Source organism: Streptomyces sp. NPDC029159, assembly GCF_055564055.1.
In genome coordinates this window covers 652,410-666,304 of record NZ_JBVHWT010000002.1, presented here as the reverse complement: position 1 = coordinate 666,304, position 13,895 = coordinate 652,410, and the positions used below count along the sequence as shown (strand labels likewise).

The following is a 13,895-nucleotide window of genomic DNA, read 5'->3' as shown; positions in this document are numbered from 1 at the left end:
CGAGCGGACAGATGCCCATCACAACTCCCGAGATCTACAACGAGATGCTCGACCTCGCCAAGGCCGGCAACTTCACCTACCCCCCCCCCCCCCACCCCCCCCCCCCCACCCCCCACCCCCCCCCCCCCCCCTCCCCCCCCCCCCCCCCCCCCGGTGCCGTAGGCACGGCCCCAACCCCCTTGTTTTTACGTGCTCTTGGCCGATCGGGGGTGCTTCGTTGGCCGGGTCCCGAGCCTTGCGGGGGTTCGTAGGGTGAGGGCGTGCCCAGACGCAGCGAACAGGCCGGGCCGGCGCGCGGTGGCCGCGCGGCGGGCCCCGCACCCGACGTCTTCGTCCCGCGCGGCGGTGTCAACGACGGCCCGCGCCACGACGATCCGGTGCCCCTGCACCGCCTCGACGTGCCCACGCCGCATCTCCTGCCCTTCGCGATCGGCTCGTTCGACACGATCGGCCCGCTCGCCCGCGCGAACTTCCCGCACCGGCACTCGTTCCACGAGATCGCCTACGTCACCGGGGGCCGCGGCGCCCATGTCGTGGACCTGGTCCGGCGTCCGCTGCGGCCACCGGAGCTGAGCGTGATCGTGCCGGGACAGGTCCACCACTGGGAGCAGGTGGCGCAGTTGCACGGCTGGGTCATCCTCTTCACCGAGGATTTCCTGCTGGCGCACCCCGGCGACCGGGACGCGCTGGCGACGCTCGGCGGCTGTCCGGGGCTGCGGGTGACGGCCGGGGCGGCGCCGCGGTTCGCGTCGCTGGTGGCGGAGATGGTCCGGGAGCACGGCGAGCGGGCCGACGGTTTCGCCTCGGTGCTCCAGGCACAGCTGCACATCCTCATCGCCCAGGCACTGCGGCTGCCCGGCGCCTCCGGCCCGGCGCCGGCCACCGGCCGGATGCCGCCGCTGGCCCGGGAGTTCGCCGCCCTGCTGGCCGGACCCGGCGCCGCGGGCCGCACGGTCCGCTCCTACGCCGAGGAGCTGGGCGTCTCGGTGGGGCATCTGACCGAGGTGGTCAAGCGGGGCACCGGCCGGACGCCGGGCGGTCTGATCCGGCACGCCCAGACGGTCGAGGCGAAGCGGCTGCTGTCCGGCAGCGGCCTGAGCGTGGCCCAGGTCGCCGCCCGGCTGGGCTTCGCCGACCCGGCCTACTTCTGCCGCTTCTTCCGCCGCGAGACCGGGGTGAGCCCCGGCGACTTCCGCCGCGCGACGAGCGGCACGGCGCGGGGGCGGGCCGGTGGCGGAGCGCCTTTGGAGGAGGCGGGGGCGTAGCGGGCGGGGCCGGGGGACAGCTCCGGACGAGGCCGGGGCGCGGGCGCGCCGGGACGTGGGCGCGCCGAGGCGCCCCGAGCTTCCGGGGGCACGGCGAGCCGCGGCCCAGGGGGCGTCTCCGTCCGAGCCACGGAATTCACCATGACCCCCGCGTCCAGTCCCTCGAACGCCCCGCGCCGTCTGCCCTACCGTCTGTCGTCATCGGCCCGCACATGGTCCGGACCATGTGCGGACACGGCGGGGACGCCCGCCACCCGTGACGACCCGTCACACACGGACCTCGCCGTCACCCCACCGAACTCCCTCTCCCCCTTCCCCTCTCCCCCAGGAGCGCGCGATGGAAGACGACCGCAGTCAGGGCCTCCGGCCGGGCGCCGCACCGGACGGTGGCGCCGACCGGCCCTCGCGTCCGATCAGCCGGAAGAACGTGCTCAGGGCCGCCGTCGCGGCCGTACCGGCGACGATGCTGCTCGGCGGGGTCGCGCTGGCCCGCGACCGCAGGCCCGCCGACGGCCCGCTCACCCCGACGCCCTACTGCGACGACGGGGACGACCCGACACCGCCGCAGATCGAGGGCCCGTACTTCAAGCCCCACTCCCCGCTGCGCGACTCGCTCGTCGAACCCGGCACCCAGGGAACGCCGCTGACGGTGAGCGGCTTCGTCTTCGGCCTGTCCTGCACCCCGCTCGCCGACGTGCTGCTGGACTGGTGGCAGGCGGACGACGACGGCGCCTACGACAACACCGGATTCCGTTTCCGGGGGCACCAGTTCACCGGCGCACGCGGCGCGTTCACGCTGACGACGATCGTGCCGGGACTCTACCCAGGACGCACCCGCCACCTCCATGTGAAGGTCCAGGCGCCGGGCGGCCCGATCCTCACCACGCAGCTCTACTTCCCGGGCGAGCCGCGCAACAACACCGACCCGATCTTCGACCCGGAGCTGCTGATGACCGTGCGGGACGCGGGCGACGGCAAGGAGGCAACGTTCGACTTCGCCCTCCAGGCGTCCGGGGCCGCGCCCCGGCCGCGCGGCTGACCCGCGGCGGCGTACGGTCCGGCCGGGCGCCGCACGGAAAACCGGCGGTGGGTTCCCGCACCCTGCACGAGGCGCGGGAACCCACCGCCGGAGCGTTACGCCCGGCGGGCCCGTGCGCGGGCCCGCCGGATCAGCGGCAGCGTACGCCGCCGGGTGCCGCCTCGCTCACTTCTCCGTCTCGGTGGCGAGATTGGCGAGAATCGCGTCGTAGATCCGGCCGAGGCCCTTGGGCGCGAAGGTCCGCTCGAAGAAGCCGCCGATACCGCCGGCGCCCTGCCAGGTGGTGGTGACGACGACCTTGGCGCGCTTCTCGCCCGCCGGGGTGACCACCCAGGTGGTGACCATGGAGGAGTTGCGGTCCTTCTCGACGAGCTGCCCGTCGGTCGGCTCGTCCACCTCCAGCAGACAGTCCCGGACCCGCTTGCTGGTCGCCTGGAGCTTCCAGTGCACCAGCGTGCCCTTGCCGTCGCCGCCCTCGCGGACCTCGTACTCGCTGAACTGCTCGGGCAGCAGCTTGCCGCGGGTGCCGGCGTAGTCCGCGAGCGCGTCGAACACGTCCTCCGGGTCCGCAGCGATCTCCCGCTCGGTGACGGCCTCGACCTGACCCATGTGTGCTGTCCTCCACTTTTCGGCGCGGTCCTGCCCAGCGCGGTCCCGCGGTGCGCGCTCAGCCAACCATCCCGGGGCCACCCACCCAAAATCGGGTGCAACCGATCCGAACGAACAGGTGTTCTGTTGGATGTGAGGGGATCGGCAGGGCGGGCGAGGAGGCACGATGCAGCGGAACCACCCGGGCGAGCGCCCGTCGGAACCGTTCAGCACAGGAATTCCGCGGACCGGCGGGAAAAGCCCCGTCCGCCCGCCGAGACGCACGGACGAGGCCGGTTCAGCGGTTCACCGGAGCGGGTCGGGGATTACTCGTCCCCACCGCCCCCGCTCGGCTCCGGGTCACGGGGAGCCTCCGGGGGCATCGGCCCACCATCGTGCTTACCGCCGTCGTCCAGGGCGACGGCCCGCAGATCCCGGGGATGCCGGAAGGGCACGCCGCGCCACCCTTCCGCATCGGGCGTACGGGTCTCATACGTCTCGACGGCCACACCGCTCATGTACCAACCTCCTCTTTCGCGAGGGGCCACGCCGCCGTACCGTCGATGGCATGGCCCAGGGGCCACAGAGGTTCTCCTCTGTGGTGGGGTCACCCGCTCCGGCGCTCTACCTGTCCAGGGCTTCGGCGCCGGAGCGGGCGTCCGTACGACAACAACGCTAGGGACAGCGAGTCCCCAACTCCCCTTCGTGTGCACGGGATTGCACGGCAATCACCCAAGGGTGTCCATTGCCGATGTGATCAGCACACGAGCGTTCGCCCCGTAGACAGCCAAGTCGGCCAGTTCCGCGAAGGTGTCGGCGTACGCGCCAACCTCGCTCGGCTGAGTGAGCGTGAGGTATCCGGAGACCAACTCAACGTTGACCTGATCCGCGTCGAAGATCCAAAACCCCTCCACCGGCATCCGGGAACGGCACACCCCCATGGGCACAACTCCCAAGCTGACGTTAGGCAATGAGCCAATCGCGAGGAGGTGGCCGAGCTGCCCGATCTGCACGTCGGTGCCACCAAGACCGTTGCGCAGGACCGACTCCTCTACGAGGAACGCGAACCGTCGGCCACCCTCGTACAGCACACGCTGACGCTCCATCCGCACGGCCACCGCTTCGGCAACATCGTCCACCTCAACACGGCGACGCTGAACGGCACGCAAGACTGCTTCGGTGTAGCTGCGTGTCTGAATGAGCCCCGGTACGAACCACGACGAGTAGGAGCGGAATCGGTGTGTGCGCTCAAACAGCGGAAGGCGCGCCTCTTGCGCCTGCTTGAGTCCGGCCCGCTCCATGCGCCGCCAGCCGACCCACATGCCCTCCGCGGTCCGTAGAGAGGCCAGCAAGTCGGGTATCTGGTCATCCGCTCCGCACGCCGCGCACCATGCCCGAATGTCGCCAGCGGACGGAGGCGTCCTGGCGTTCATGATCCGAGAGGACTTGGACGGGTGCCAGCCGCAGCGCTCGGCAATATCACGCCCGTTCAGCCCGGCGTCCCGGCACAGCTCTGCGAGGCGATCCGCGAGAGCCTGCCGGGCCTGCTGAGCGCTTGAAGAGGGAGAGACAGCCATGGTTCCGGGGAATCAGCGCGGCCGGTACTCCTCATGCGGGATCGCCCGCCGCCACACAGCCTCGAAGGCATCGGTGCACAACTTCACCCGTGCAGGATCACCGGTGTACTCCCGCCCGTCCTCGTCCAGCTGCCCTTCACCGGTGAAGTGATGGAACAGAGCTTGCGCGCCGTCGAAGACCCAGAAGTCCGTGCCGGGCAACGCCAGGTCGGTCGTCTGCCGCCTCGGCAGCCAGCGCACAAGCTCGCCCGCCGCGATATTGGTGAACGTGCAGTCGTACTCGTACCGCACATAGTCGCTGATCGGCTCGGAAACGATCCGTACACGCCGGACCACGACGCCACGCGCAACCGCATCGCGCACGGCATCATGCCATCCTCCCCACCACGACGACCGGTCGGTGGGGACGAGCCGCTTACCCTCCTGCCATGCGATGAACTCGGGATCGTCAAGCATGTACGAGTCCCGGAATTCAGCGTGGAATGCTGTGTGCCGGGCCTGTGCCAGGGCGTTACGCGCCGGGGGTTGCACTTGCCGTCTCTCCGTTGTTGTCGGCCGGACTGGGGATGTACTTCAGCATCACTGCCGGAAGCCTGATGATCGTCTCGTGTTCCGGCACGTCCGTGGAATGACCAGGGATCGAGCCGACTTCCTGGCACGCCTTCACCTCCTCCTCGGTCGCCTTGTACGACTGGATGAGCAGGTCGCCGGTCTCCTCGTCAAGCCAGATCGTCGGAGACTCGTCGGTCGGCGTGTTCGGGATGATCCCGAGGAACTTTAAGGTCACGATCACTCCCACTGTCGAGTGCGTTGCACCAGCGTGCACGAGCTTCACTCCAGCGCGTAATCACCGTCAAGGGCGCACGAGCAGCGCCGAGGGGCGCCCCGAACCGCCTGCTGAGCCGACGCAGTTGACGCCGCCGTGACGCCGGGGCCGCAGGAAAAGAGCGTGCCCGCACCGGGCCCGGGCCCTACCGTCCCCGCATGGCAACAGAGCACAGGGCGCCGATACGCGTCCGGGAAATGGTCGAGGCCGACGCCGAGGCGGTGGCCGCGGTGCGGGTGCGGGGCTGGCAGGTGGCGTACGACGGGCTGATGCCGCGGGCGTATCTGGACGGGCTGAGCGTGCCGGAGCAGGCGGCGGCGCAGCGGGCCCGGCTGCGACGGCGGTCGCCCGCGATCCGCGATCTGGTGGCGGAGCGGGCGGGCACCGTCGTCGGCTGGGCGTGCGTCGGGCCCGCGCCCGCGCCGGACGCCACCGCTCCCCCGGCACCGGGCAGTACCGCACCGGACGGCTCTGGCCCGGCGCCCGCCCCCGTCGGCGAACTGTTCGCGCTGTACGTGACGCCGGAGCTGATCGGTACGGGCATCGGCCGCACCCTCATGACCGCCGCGCTGGAGCACGCCCGTGAGGCCGGTTTCGCCGAACTGCGCCTGTGGGTGGTACGCGGCAACGCCCGCGCCCAGCGGTTCTACGCCCGTGCCGGCTTCACCCCGGACGGCACGGAACAGACCGACGAGGTCGACGGCGAGACCGTCCCCGAGCTGCGGTATCGGCGGGTGGTGGGGTGAGGGCGAGACGGCAGCCGGTGAGGTGAGAGTGAGGGCGGCCGCCGCCCACCCGCCCCACGTGCCCTTCCCCCGTCACGTACCCCCCGCCTCCCCCAACCGCGCCAACGCCGCCGCAGCCGCAGCCGCCAGGCGGGGGTGCCCCGTCGCCGTGGTCAGGGCGGGGACCGCGCGGCGGTCGCCGAGGGCGCCGAGGCCCTCGACGCAGGCCAGGGCGACGCGCCAGTACGGCGTGTGGGGGGCGGTGAGGCGTTCCAGGGTGGCGATCAGCGCCGGGACGGACTGCGGGGCGCGCAGTTCGGCCAGGAGCCGGACGGGGTGCAGGGCGTAGGCGGTGCGCAGCGGATTGGTGGCGAGGGCGGCGGCCGCGCGGGCGGTGCGCGGGTCGCCGAGGCGGGCCAGGGCGTGCGCGGCCGTGGCGCACCGCACCGGGTCGCGGTAGTTGAGCAGCAGTACCAGTGTCTCGAAGGCGCGGGTGTCGCCCGCGCAGCCGAGGGCGAAGGCGGCGATCTCCCGGGCCCACAGCGGGCGCTCCACCGCGACGAGTACGGCGGCCAGTTCGTCGCGGGCGGCGGCGCTGCCGCGGCGGGCGAGGCCGAGCAGCCGCTCGTAGGCCGCCAGATCCTCCGCGGTGCGCAGCTCCGCGCGCACCCGGTCCGTCAACTCGTGGAATTCTTCTTCCATTTGCCGCCTTCTCTCCCGCCGACCGGCCGATGTCCCGCCGGGCCCGCCCGCTGTGGCCCGCGCCACGCTACAAGCCCCGCCCTACCCCTGGACCAGCGGTTACCCACCGGTTAACCTCGGGGAACGAGCAGCACCCCTGCTCCGGCGGCCTGGTGACGCAGCCGCCTGCAGTACGTCGGTTCGGTGAGCACCACCCGGTCCGGTCCGCACGCCCGGCCCGGTTTTCCCGCGCGAGACCGTCACGGAGAGCACGGCACGGCCCCGGGACAGGGCCTGCCGTCCGCCTCTTCACGCATCCGCACCCCTCCGCCCCGCACCGCCCGCGGTGTCCGGCCCGCCCCGGCGCGTACGCCTGCCGTGGTGAGCGCCGTACGCCGTAGCGCGCCGCCGGGCGCAACTCCTCAGTCGTCACTCTCCCCCGCGCGCGGGGGAACACCCTCTGGAGTCCCTCGATGGACCGTCAGTCCACCCCCGATCTCTCCTCCGACCTGTCCGGCGGCACGCCGCCGCCGGCGACCGTGGCCGTCATCGGCCTCGGCACGATGGGCAGCCAGATCGCCGAGATCCTCGCCCGCGCCGGGCGTGAGGTCATCGGCGTCGACACCGATGACACCGCCGCCCGTACCGCCGCGGACGCCCTCGCCGCCGCCACCGCCCGCTCCGTCGAGCGCGGCCGGATCACCGAACGGGAGCGGCAGTCGGTCCTCGCGCGGTTCCGTACCTTCCCCGAGGTGCGGGCCGCCGCCGACGCGGACCTCGTCATCGAGGTGGTGCCCGAGGACCAGGCGCTCAAGCGGGAGGTGTTGGCCGCGCTGGACGCGGTGGTGCGCCCGGACACGATCATCGCGACGGGCACCAACGCGCTCTCGGTGACCCGGCTCGCCGCCGACTCGCAGCACCCCGAGCGGGTCCTCGGACTGCACTTCTTCAACCCGGCGCCGGCGATGAAGCTGGTCGAGGTGGTCTCCTCGGTGCTGACCGCGCCGACCGCCGTCGCCGCCGTCACCCAGCTCGCCCGTGACCTGGGCAAGGACCCGATCGCGGTCGGGGACCGGCCCGGTTTCGTCGCCGACGGGCTGCTGTTCGGCTACCTCAACCAGGCGGCCGCGATGTACGAGTCGCGGTACGCCGGGCGGGAGGACATCGACGCGGCGATGCGGTTGGGCTGCGGTCTGCCGATGGGTCCGCTGGCGCTGCTCGACCTGATCGGCGTGGACACCGCCCGCACCGTTCTGGAGGCGATGTACGCCGCGTCCCACGACCGGCTGCACGCCCCGGCGCCGATCCTCGGCCAGCTCGCCGAGGCGGGGCTGACCGGCCGCAAGGCGGGCCGCGGCTTCTACACGTACGAGGCGCCGGGCTCGGCCACCGTCGTGCCGGACGCGCTGACCCCGGCGGACGGCGGCGGACGCGGCGCCGGGCGGCCGGTGCGTGCCGTCGGTGTCGCCGGGTCCGGGACGATGGCGTCCGGGATCGCCGAGGTCTTCGCGAAGGCGGGCTTCGACGTCGTGCTGGCGGCCCGTGGCCGGGAGAAGGCGGAGCGGGCGGTGGCGCGGATCGCGAAGTCGCTGGGCCGCTCGGTGGAGAAGGGCCGGCTGACCGCCGGGGAGCGGGACGCCGCGCTGGCCGCGATCACGCCGGCGGGCTCCCTGGACGCGCTGGCCGAGGTCGATCTCGCCGTCGAGGCGGTGGCCGAGGATCTGGCGGTCAAGCAGGAGCTGTTCGCCGCCCTGGACGCGGTCTGCAAGCCGGGCGCGATCCTGGCGACCACCACCTCGTCGCTGCCGGTCATCGCCTGCGCCCGCGCCACCTCCCGGCCGCAGGACGTCATCGGGATGCATTTCTTCAACCCGGCGCCGGCGATGAAGCTGGTCGAGGTGGTGCGGACGGTGCTGACCGCCGACGACGTGCACACCACCGTCCGGCAGGTGTGCACCACGGCACGCAAGCACGCGGTGGACTGCGGGGACCGCGCCGGGTTCATCGTCAACGCGCTGCTGTTCCCGTACCTGAACAACGCGGTGAAGATGGTGCAGGAGCACTATGCGACGCCGGACGACATCGATGCGGCGATGAAGCTGGGCGGCGGTTATCCGATGGGCCCGTTCGAGCTGCTGGACGTCGTCGGGCTCGATGTCTCGCTGGCGATCGAGAAGGTGCTGCACGCGGAGTTCCGCGATCCAGGGCTGGCCCCGGCGCCGCTCCTGGAGCACCTGGTCGCCGCGGGCTGCCTGGGCCGCAAGACCGGCCGCGGCTTCCGTGAGTACGCCCGGCGCTGACCGGGACCGGTGGGGCGGGCTGCTGGCGCCTTCGGGCGGCCCGCCCCAGGTCAGCGGGGCGCGGGTGGCACCGAATGCCACGGGCCGCGGGAATATGAAGTACCGTCCCCACATGTCCCAGCCCGCTCGTTCCCCGTCCCCCGACACCCCGGAGACCAGTACTCCCGGCGCCCGCCGCGCGGCGGCCCAGCGACTCAAGATGCGCCGGGAACTCTCGGCCGCGGCCATGGAGTTGTTCGCGACCAAGGGCTACGAGGCGACCACGGTCGACGAGATCGCGGCGGCCGCCGGTGTCGCCCGGCGGACGTTCTTCCGCCACTTCCGCTCCAAGGAAGAGGCGATCTTCCCCGACCACGACGACACCCTGGTGCGCGCCGCGGCGGTCCTCGACGCGGCACCGGCGCACGAGAACCCGCTCGACACGGTCTGCCGCGGGATCAAGGAAGTCATGCGGATGTACGCGGCGTCCCCCGCGGTCTCCGTGGCCCGCTACCACCTGACCCGCGAGGTGCCCACCCTCCGGGAGGCCGAGATCGCCTCGGTGGCCCGCTACGAGCGGCTGTTCACCCGCTATCTGCTGGGCCACTTCGACGAGGGCGCGCACCGCGAGGGCGACGACGATCCGCTGCTGGCCGAGGTCGCCGCGTCGGCGGTGGTCACCGCGCACAACCACGTGCTGCGGCGGTGGCTGCGGGCCGGCGCGCAGGGCGATGTGGAGACCCAGCTGGACCACGCCTTCGAGATCGTCCGGGAGACCTTCGGCACCGGCATCGGCGCGGGCCGCGGCGAGGCGGGCGAGGGCGCGCCCGCGACGGTCTCCCGCGAGGGCGAGGTGCTGGTCACGGTGGCGCGGACGGACGCCCCGCTGGACGAGGTCATGAGGACCATCGAACGGGCGCTGAAGAAGCGCTGACCGCCCGGGCACCGCCCGCCGCGCCCCCACTCACCCACCGAGCCCGCACCACCCGGCCCCCGGGGATCCGACGCCACCGCGCGTCCGGTCCCCGGGGGCCGTGGCGTGTCCGGATCCCCGGCTGACCTGCGCGATCATCGCGCATCCGCAGGCGCTTTGAACGATCATCCATCGCCTCCGGGACCCCTTTGAACGATCATCGCTCAGATGTGAGGACTTTCTTTCATCTGAGAGAAATTCATGGCACTCAGTGTCTTGTTCACTGACACCCGGTGTCATACGTTGAGGGGGTCCGAGCGACCGGCACACACCCCACCCCCGTGTGCCGGATGTCCCAACGGCCTTGTCAGGGCCGTCCGTTCGGACGCCTGCGTCACAGGCACACCGCGCTCACCGGCGCCGACCCCCGCGGACCCCTCATCCGCACCCCGCACCACCCCCGACGTTCCCTCAAGCCGTTCCTGAACGAGCTTCGCCGGAGGCACACCGTGAACGAAATCCTGGACGCGATCCTCGCGCCCGACACCACCCGCGACGACTTCGCCGCCCTGCCGCTCCCCGAGTCCTACCGCGCGGTCACCGTCCACAAGGACGAGGCCGAGATGTTCGCCGGACTCGCCACCCACGAGAAGGACCCGCGCAAGTCCCTGCACGTCGAGGACGTCCCGCTGCCCGAACTGGGCCCCGGCGAGGCGCTGGTCGCCGTCATGGCGTCCTCCGTGAACTACAACAGCGTCTGGACCTCGATCTTCGAGCCGCTGCCGACCTTCGGCTTCCTGGAGCGCTACGGCAAGCTCTCCCCGCTCGCCAAGCGCCACGACCTGCCGTACCACGTCATCGGCTCCGACCTGGCGGGCGTGGTGCTGCGCACCGGCCCCGGCGTCAACTCCTGGCACCCCGGCGACGAGGTCGTCGCGCACTGCCTCTCCGTGGAGCTGGAGTCCTCCGACGGGCACAACGACACGATGCTCGACCCCGAGCAGCGGATCTGGGGCTTCGAGACCAACTTCGGCGGGCTCGCCGAGATCGCACTGGTCAAGTCCAACCAGCTGATGCCGAAGCCGGACCACCTCAGCTGGGAGGAGGCCGCCGCCCCCGGCCTGGTCAACTCCACCGCCTACCGCCAGCTGGTCTCCCGTAACGGCGCCGGGATGAAGCAGGGCGACAACGTCCTCATCTGGGGCGCCAGCGGCGGACTCGGCTCGTACGCCACGCAGTTCGCGCTGGCCGGCGGCGCCAACCCGATCTGCGTGGTGAGCAGCGCGGACAAGGCGGAGATCTGCCGGCGGATGGGCGCCGAGGCGATCATCGACCGCAAGGCCGAGGGCTACCGGTTCTGGAAGAACGAGCACGAGCAGGACCCGCGCGAATGGAAGCGGTTCGGCAAGCGGATCCGCGAGCTGACCGGCGGCGAGGACGTCGACATCGTCTTCGAGCACCCGGGCCGCGAGACCTTCGGCGCCTCCGTCTACGTCACCCGCAAGGGCGGCACCATCGTCACCTGCGCCTCGACCTCGGGTTACCAGCACGAGTACGACAACCGCTACCTGTGGATGTCACTGAAGCGGATCGTCGGCTCGCACTTCGCCAACTACCGCGAGGCGTGGGAGGCCAACCGCCTCATCGCCAAGGGCAAGATCCACCCGACGCTCTCCAAGGTGTACTCCCTCGACGACACCGGCCAGGCCGCGTACGACGTCCACCGCAACCTCCACCAGGGCAAGGTCGGCGTTCTCGCGCTCGCCCCCGAGGAGGGGCTCGGCGTCCGCGACACGGAGATGCGCGCCCGGCACCTCGACGCGATCAACCTCTTCCGCGACGCCTGAGCGCGCTTCCGGCAGACCCGGAACGCGCCGTCGCACTGTCCGAACCGATAGGCGGTTGCACCACCATGACTGAGCGTCAGAAGGATCGTCCGTGGCTGATGCGGACCTACGCCGGGCACTCCACGGCCGAGGCGTCCAACGAGCTGTACCGGCGCAACCTCGCCAAGGGGCAGACCGGGCTGTCGGTCGCGTTCGACCTCCCGACGCAGACCGGATACGACCCCGACCACATCCTCGCCAGGGGTGAGGTCGGCCGGGTCGGCGTCCCGGTCTCCCACCTCGGCGACATGCGGCGGCTGTTCCGCGACATCCCGCTGGAGCAGATGAACACCTCGATGACCATCAACGCCACCGCGATGTGGCTGCTGGCGCTCTACCAGGTGGTCGCGGAGGAGCAGGGCGCGGACATCGCGAAGCTCCAGGGGACGACGCAGAACGACATCGTCAAGGAGTACCTGTCGCGGGGCACGCACGTCTTCCCGCCCGGCCCCTCCCTCCGGCTGACCACCGACATGATCGCGTACACGGTCCACCACATCCCGAAGTGGAACCCGATCAACATCTGCAGCTACCACCTGCAGGAGGCCGGGGCCACGCCGGTCCAGGAGATCGCGTACGCGCTGTCCACCGCCATCGCGGTGCTGGACGCGGTGTTCGCCTCCGGGCAGGTCCCCGAGGACCGCAAGGGCGATGTCGTCGCCCGGATCTCCTTCTTCGTGAACGCGGGCGTCCGCTTCGTCGAGGAGATGTGCAAGATGCGGGCGTTCGGCCGCCTGTGGGACACGATCACCCGCGAGCGGTACGGCATCGAGAACCCCAAGCAGCGCCGCTTCCGCTACGGCGTGCAGGTCAACTCGCTGGGCCTGACCGAGGCACAGCCGGAGAACAACGTCCAGCGGATCGTCCTGGAGATGCTGGCGGTCACGCTGTCGAAGGACGCCCGCGCGCGGGCCGTCCAGCTCCCGGCGTGGAACGAGGCGCTGGGCCTGCCCCGCCCCTGGGACCAGCAGTGGTCGCTCCGCATCCAGCAGGTCCTCGCCCACGAGAGCGACCTGCTGGAGTACGAGGACCTGTTCGCCGGGTCGCACGTCGTCGAGGCCAAGGTCGACGACCTCGTCGACCGGTGCCGGGCGGAGATGGACCGGATCGAGGAGATGGGCGGCGCGATGGCCGCCGTGGCGTCCGGCTACCTCAAGGCGCAGCTGGTCTCCTCGCACGCCGAGCGGCGGGCGCGGATCGAGTCCGGCGAGGAGAAGATCATCGGCGTCAACTGCTACGAGTCCACCGAGCCGAATCCGCTCACCGCCGACCTGGACACCGCGGTCCAGACGGTCGACCCGGCCGTGGAGGCGCGCGTGGTGCGGGCCCTCGCCGACTGGCGGGCCACCCGCGAGGAGCTGGCCGACCGCCAGGGGCGCGGTGAGCCGTTCCACTTCCCGCGCGTCGAGCAGGCCCTGGACCTGCTCAAGGAGGCCGCGGCCGGTACGGAGAACCTCATGGAGGCCACCGTGGAGTGCGCCCGCGCCGGGGTCACCACCGGCGAATGGGCGGGCGCGCTGCGCGAGGTGTTCGGGGAGTTCCGGGCACCCACGGGCGTCTCCGGCGCGCCGCTGGCCGTCCCGGCGGAGGACGGCAGCCCGCTGGCCCTGGTCCGCGACAAGGTGGCGAAGACCGCCGCCGATCTGGGCACCGGCAAGCTGCGGCTGCTGGTCGGCAAGCCCGGTCTGGACGGCCACAGCAACGGCGCCGAGCAGATCGCGGTGCGCGCCCGCGACGCCGGTTTCGAGGTGGTCTACCAGGGCATCCGGCTCACGCCCGAGCAGATCGTCGCGGCCGCGGTCGCCGAGGACGTGCACTGCGTGGGCCTGTCGATCCTGTCCGGTTCGCACGCCGAGCTGGTCCCGGACGTCCTGGCGCGGCTGGCACGGGCCGGCGCCGAGGAGCTGCCCGTCATCGTCGGCGGGATCATCCCGTCCGCCGATGCGGCCGCGCTCCGCGAGGCCGGGGTGGCCGCGGTGTTCACCCCGAAGGACTTCGGTATCACCGAGATCATCGGCCGTATCGTCGACGAGATCCGCGCGGCGAACGGGCTCGCCCCTCTGGAGGTCCCCGCATGACCCCGGCGCGGGCCCGCGCCACCCGTCCATCCCCGCCC

Annotated in this window: 13 protein-coding genes; 7 read left to right on the top strand and 6 right to left on the bottom strand. The window is 71.9% G+C overall.

Annotated features, from left to right (window positions below; all coding sequences use genetic code 11):
- Positions 1-260: 260 nt before the first annotated feature.
- Positions 261-1,265, top strand: coding sequence for a helix-turn-helix domain-containing protein (locus ACZ4U4_RS07000; protein WP_467869751.1), 1,005 nt, complete (start codon positions 261-263; stop codon positions 1,263-1,265).
- A gap of 337 nt (positions 1,266-1,602) precedes the next feature.
- Positions 1,603-2,304 carry a dioxygenase family protein gene (locus tag ACZ4U4_RS06995; RefSeq protein ID WP_467869749.1) on the top strand — a complete coding sequence of 234 codons (702 nt, stop codon included), beginning with the start codon at positions 1,603-1,605 and terminating at the stop codon, positions 2,302-2,304.
- A gap of 165 nt (positions 2,305-2,469) precedes the next feature.
- Here ACZ4U4_RS06995 and ACZ4U4_RS06990 read toward each other — a convergent pair whose 3' ends face one another.
- From ACZ4U4_RS06990 to ACZ4U4_RS06970, 5 genes are all read right to left on the bottom strand, one after another.
- The gene (locus ACZ4U4_RS06990; RefSeq protein ID WP_467869747.1) at positions 2,470-2,913 is read right to left on the bottom strand and encodes an SRPBCC family protein; all 444 of its coding nucleotides are present in this window, start codon (positions 2,911-2,913) and stop codon (positions 2,470-2,472) included.
- Between the two features lie 305 nt (positions 2,914-3,218).
- Entirely contained in the window at positions 3,219-3,410 is a 192-nt protein-coding gene (locus ACZ4U4_RS06985; RefSeq protein WP_467869745.1) for a hypothetical protein, read from the bottom strand.
- A 210-nt stretch (positions 3,411-3,620) separates the two neighbouring features.
- Positions 3,621-4,469, bottom strand: coding sequence for a helix-turn-helix domain-containing protein (locus ACZ4U4_RS06980; RefSeq protein ID WP_467869743.1), 849 nt, complete (start codon positions 4,467-4,469; stop codon positions 3,621-3,623).
- Between the two features lie 12 nt (positions 4,470-4,481).
- On the bottom strand, positions 4,482-5,000 hold the full coding sequence (locus ACZ4U4_RS06975) for a DUF6879 family protein (RefSeq protein WP_467869741.1): 519 nt from the start codon (positions 4,998-5,000) through the stop codon (positions 4,482-4,484).
- Positions 4,981-5,256: a hypothetical protein gene (locus ACZ4U4_RS06970; protein ID WP_467869739.1), complete on the bottom strand. Its 276-nt coding sequence runs from the start codon at positions 5,254-5,256 to the stop codon at positions 4,981-4,983. Before ACZ4U4_RS06970 ends, ACZ4U4_RS06975 begins: the two co-directional genes overlap by 20 nt.
- Positions 5,257-5,453: 197 nt before the next feature.
- Here ACZ4U4_RS06970 and ACZ4U4_RS06965 point away from each other — a divergent pair, with 197 nt between their 5' ends.
- Positions 5,454-6,041: a GNAT family N-acetyltransferase gene (locus tag ACZ4U4_RS06965; RefSeq protein ID WP_467869737.1), complete on the top strand. Its 588-nt coding sequence runs from the start codon at positions 5,454-5,456 to the stop codon at positions 6,039-6,041.
- 72 nt (positions 6,042-6,113) lie between these two features.
- Here ACZ4U4_RS06965 and ACZ4U4_RS06960 read toward each other — a convergent pair whose 3' ends face one another.
- Positions 6,114-6,722, bottom strand: coding sequence for a HEAT repeat domain-containing protein (locus ACZ4U4_RS06960; protein WP_467869735.1), 609 nt, complete (start codon positions 6,720-6,722; stop codon positions 6,114-6,116).
- Between the two features lie 452 nt (positions 6,723-7,174).
- Here ACZ4U4_RS06960 and ACZ4U4_RS06955 point away from each other — a divergent pair, with 452 nt between their 5' ends.
- The 4 genes from ACZ4U4_RS06955 to ACZ4U4_RS06940 all read left to right on the top strand — a co-directional run bounded on the left by ACZ4U4_RS06955 (position 7,175) and on the right by ACZ4U4_RS06940 (position 13,857).
- Positions 7,175-9,001: a 3-hydroxyacyl-CoA dehydrogenase family protein gene (locus ACZ4U4_RS06955; RefSeq protein ID WP_467869733.1), complete on the top strand. Its 1,827-nt coding sequence runs from the start codon at positions 7,175-7,177 to the stop codon at positions 8,999-9,001.
- A 112-nt stretch (positions 9,002-9,113) separates the two neighbouring features.
- On the top strand, positions 9,114-9,914 hold the full coding sequence (locus ACZ4U4_RS06950; RefSeq protein ID WP_467869731.1) for a TetR family transcriptional regulator: 801 nt from the start codon (positions 9,114-9,116) through the stop codon (positions 9,912-9,914).
- A 488-nt stretch (positions 9,915-10,402) separates the two neighbouring features.
- Entirely contained in the window at positions 10,403-11,740 is a 1,338-nt protein-coding gene (ccrA, locus tag ACZ4U4_RS06945; RefSeq protein WP_467869729.1) for a crotonyl-CoA carboxylase/reductase, read from the top strand.
- A 65-nt stretch (positions 11,741-11,805) separates the two neighbouring features.
- Positions 11,806-13,857, top strand: a complete 2,052-nt coding sequence (locus ACZ4U4_RS06940; protein ID WP_467869727.1) for a protein meaA — start codon at positions 11,806-11,808, stop codon at positions 13,855-13,857.
- Positions 13,858-13,895: the final 38 nt, after the last annotated feature.

Excerpts from the sequence above, each read along its gene's own strand:
- ACZ4U4_RS06995 (WP_467869749.1), top strand. The coding sequence starts at position 1,603 with ATGGAAGACGACCGCAGTCAGGGCCTCCGGCCGGGCGCCGCACCGGAC.
- ACZ4U4_RS06990 (WP_467869747.1), bottom strand. The coding sequence starts at position 2,913 with ATGGGTCAGGTCGAGGCCGTCACCGAGCGGGAGATCGCTGCGGACCCG.
- ACZ4U4_RS06985 (WP_467869745.1), bottom strand. The coding sequence starts at position 3,410 with ATGAGCGGTGTGGCCGTCGAGACGTATGAGACCCGTACGCCCGATGCG.
- ACZ4U4_RS06980 (WP_467869743.1), bottom strand. The coding sequence starts at position 4,469 with ATGGCTGTCTCTCCCTCTTCAAGCGCTCAGCAGGCCCGGCAGGCTCTC.
- ACZ4U4_RS06965 (WP_467869737.1), top strand. The coding sequence starts at position 5,454 with ATGGCAACAGAGCACAGGGCGCCGATACGCGTCCGGGAAATGGTCGAG.
- ACZ4U4_RS06960 (WP_467869735.1), bottom strand. The coding sequence starts at position 6,722 with ATGGAAGAAGAATTCCACGAGTTGACGGACCGGGTGCGCGCGGAGCTG.
- ACZ4U4_RS06955 (WP_467869733.1), top strand. The coding sequence starts at position 7,175 with ATGGACCGTCAGTCCACCCCCGATCTCTCCTCCGACCTGTCCGGCGGC.
- ACZ4U4_RS06950 (WP_467869731.1), top strand. The coding sequence starts at position 9,114 with ATGTCCCAGCCCGCTCGTTCCCCGTCCCCCGACACCCCGGAGACCAGT.
- ACZ4U4_RS06940 (WP_467869727.1), top strand. The coding sequence starts at position 11,806 with ATGACTGAGCGTCAGAAGGATCGTCCGTGGCTGATGCGGACCTACGCC.